We start from the raw sequence: 3,005 nt of genomic DNA, 5'->3' as shown, positions 1-3,005 counted from the left end.
TGCAAAATCAGGATTAATATACGATGAGACTTACAGAAATACTTTGGTTAAAAATTAAACAAAAATTAGTTGTTTTTTACCACAGTTCTTTGTTGTGCATAGTTATTTTTTCCATATTCCATATTCCATATTCCATATTCCATATTCCATATTCCATATTCCATATTCCATATTCCATATTCCATATTCCAAATTCATTTCGGATTATGTTCAAAATCTCACACATATAAATCAGTTCGTCAATTTCTGGGTAATGTTTTAAATATTTGTCGGGATTAGAAAATTCAAATTCATTGATTTTATTCCAACCTTTGGATTGAACCTTGAATCCTTCTCCGTCCAATATCGAAATTTTTTTGGTTATTAATTGATATTCTACAATCTCTTTTCCACGATGTATGTTTTTTATCTTTTCTACATTTCCACGAGTCCCTAATTTCCATTGAATCTCGCTTAAACTTGGTAAGTTAAAAATATGACTGCGAACAAAATTTTGAAAAATAAATCCCACATTATTTTCCGATTTTAGAGTTTGCTTTTCAGTCCGTAATTCCTCTTGTCTATTAACTTTTGCGTAGTGTTCGTAAAATTCGGCTGTCCATTTCTCTGATTTGTCTTTAAATATTCTAAAAAGTGAAGAGTAATTTGTTATTCCGCCACCCTGATAAATTCGGACTTCTGTTTGGTAAGTCAAAGAATCAGATAGTTTCAAATCATAATTAATTTCAGATATATTTTGTGCTGAAATTCCAATAGAAAAAAGAAATATTATTAAATCCTGGATGTTTTTCATAATTATGCACAACGGTTCGGCTATGATTAGTACGGGAATTAAAAGGAACTTATCTTTCGATTAAGCACTTAGCCAAAACTTTTTATTTTGTTTTATCTTTTTCTATTTTAAAGCCAAATCAAAAGATTTGGCGGACTTTATAAAAATACACTAATCTTTGGATTAAACACCAAAACCCGTATTAATTATAGCCATTGTTATAAGCAGTTTTTGTTTAATTCAAATTTATAATCTATTCTGCTTTCTATTTACAATCCAATTAATATCAGTGTTTAAAGTGTTACTTTTTTCATTTTCCTTTATTCCAATAAATCCTGAAACAAAATTCATTTCTATCTCTTTGTCAATATAATTCCATTTAAAAGGGACTTTTGATAGACCTGATGGAAAATCATCTAACTTTAATTTGAAATCATTGGGCTTAATTAATTTTGGATTTTTAATTAGTACTTTATGAATCTTATAGTTGTCAAAATTTAAGTCCTCAATTTGAATTGTTTTCAATATTTGGTCTTTAGAGATTGATTGTTCACTATAGTCGATAGTGCCATTTTGTTCAGTAATACTTGTCTTTAAATATGGAAAGAAATCGGCAATCCAGCCTGTTATGTATGGTCCTCCAGATTCATTATTCTCTTTATATATTGAATTCCAAAAGTCTAATTTATTCTCTCCTTTTAATGTTTTAATAATCTCCTTAATATTTAAGGATACTTTATCAATCCACCATTCTAAATTATAACTCTTTAGTATTTCAAGAGCATTTAACATTTTAGTATAATCGGCAACAGTTCCTTTAATTTCTATTTCAGGAATTCCACATAAAGATGCAAATTCATAATCAAAATAGTTTGACATTGAATCCATAAATGCAATTTCAAAGGCATTTATCTCTTTTTTTGTTGATGTAGAAAATTCTAAAATAATATTTGAGTATAATTTATCATTTATTGTTTGCGTAATTTTATTCGTGAATTCAGGAAAAATTTGTTCCCAAGGATTATTTTCTCCAAGCACGAAATCGTCTCTTCGAACTTGAATTGTTTGTTTTTCATTTACACCTAAAATTTCTTTAAAATCATCTGAACTTAGTTTAATATGCTCAGAAAATCCTTGGCAAATTAATAACCAAATATCATCGGGAGATATTGAAATTGGTTTATGTAGGTTGAAAGCAAATTGAAGCATAAGTAAGAAATGGTTGGTGTTAATAATTTCCTTGCTTAGTTCAATGTATTTAGAATTATTATCTATTGATGAACCTTCAATTTTATTGGTTAAGATAGATTTAATCAGAAAATTTCCATCTACTGAATTTAGTGTGTCAGTATTTACTTCAACATCAGTGTTGTTTATTATTAAGCTTTTGTCTCTGACTTTATTCATTAGATTTTTTGCTATTGCTTATAACGGTTTAGGCTATGATTTTGTTGTGGAAAATGTCGAAGACTTTTCCGCTTATGAAATCAGCCGTTTGGGTTGTTAAATTTATTATTTTTTGTTCTAATGCCACAATGAATTATAGCCATTGTTGTGCAACGTATTTTATTTGAATTCAATTCTTAATTTTTCATACTGATTCACCATTCTTTTTGTAAAATCAGAATTAAATTCTTTTTCGTTTATTTTCTCTCCAATTAAGTTCTCAAGATTCTTAAAATTCTCCAGCTTGTAATAAGTCCTTTTGTTTTCATTGTTTGTTCCTAAGTCAAAACTATTTTTTGTTTTTTTTAAAATATTTCCAATAAAATTCAATTCCGTTTTTGAGTTATAAAATAATGAATCATTTTTCGCGGAATAATTCTCAACATATATTCAGAACAAATATGAACAGTATCATTTTTCATGAAAATTTCTACATAATCAATTGTATTGTCTTCAAGTTTTTCAGAGCTACTCGAATACCAATTACCAGAAATATTCCATTTTTTCATTGCAACCTAAAAGCAAAATAATTATTAGTGAAAGTATTAGTTTTTTAGTCATCTGTGATTTTTCGCCTTATGTTGCACAACGGTTTAGTGTATGAGTAGTAGCGGATTTCTACTCACAAACTTTTCGGTTTTGCACTGACCTTTGTCTTATGTTTATACTTCGTTTTATCACTTAAACCACTATTAATTATACATTTCTTAAGTTTACAAAGTAGTAAATTTAAGTACTAAACCAGAAAGCACAAAAGAGAGGATTAAGGTTATTATACATGCAGAGA

Annotated in this window: 4 protein-coding genes; all 4 read right to left on the bottom strand. The window is 27.8% G+C overall.

All coding sequences use genetic code 11. From position 1 onward, the window contains the following. Positions 1–76: 76 nt before the first annotated feature. On the bottom strand, positions 77–793 hold the full coding sequence (locus ACKTTQ_RS00620; RefSeq protein WP_408048149.1) for a hypothetical protein: 717 nt from the start codon (positions 791–793) through the stop codon (positions 77–79). Between the two features lie 225 nt (positions 794–1,018). Then, positions 1,019–2,179, bottom strand: coding sequence for a DUF4419 domain-containing protein (locus tag ACKTTQ_RS00615; protein WP_408048148.1), 1,161 nt, complete (start codon positions 2,177–2,179; stop codon positions 1,019–1,021). A gap of 159 nt (positions 2,180–2,338) precedes the next feature. Beyond that, positions 2,339–2,548, bottom strand: a complete 210-nt coding sequence (locus tag ACKTTQ_RS00610; RefSeq protein WP_408048147.1) for a hypothetical protein — start codon at positions 2,546–2,548, stop codon at positions 2,339–2,341. Beyond that, the gene (locus ACKTTQ_RS00605) at positions 2,545–2,727 is read right to left on the bottom strand and encodes a hypothetical protein (protein ID WP_408048146.1); all 183 of its coding nucleotides are present in this window, start codon (positions 2,725–2,727) and stop codon (positions 2,545–2,547) included. The genes ACKTTQ_RS00610 and ACKTTQ_RS00605 overlap by 4 nt, the downstream gene beginning before the upstream one ends. Positions 2,728–3,005 lie beyond the last annotated feature (278 nt).

This window comes from Tenacibaculum halocynthiae, assembly GCF_964512825.1.
In the GTDB taxonomy this organism is placed as follows: domain Bacteria; phylum Bacteroidota; class Bacteroidia; order Flavobacteriales; family Flavobacteriaceae; genus Polaribacter; species Polaribacter halocynthiae.
Note: the sequence above shows the minus strand (reverse complement) of the source record. Positions and strands in the feature narration are given on the sequence as shown.

Coding starts and splice junctions, on each gene's coding strand:
- ACKTTQ_RS00620 (WP_408048149.1), bottom strand. CDS start 793: ATGAAAAACATCCAGGATTTAATAATATTTCTTTTTTCTATTGGAATT.
- ACKTTQ_RS00615 (WP_408048148.1), bottom strand. CDS start 2,179: ATGAATAAAGTCAGAGACAAAAGCTTAATAATAAACAACACTGATGTT.
- ACKTTQ_RS00605 (WP_408048146.1), bottom strand. CDS start 2,727: ATGAAAAAATGGAATATTTCTGGTAATTGGTATTCGAGTAGCTCTGAA.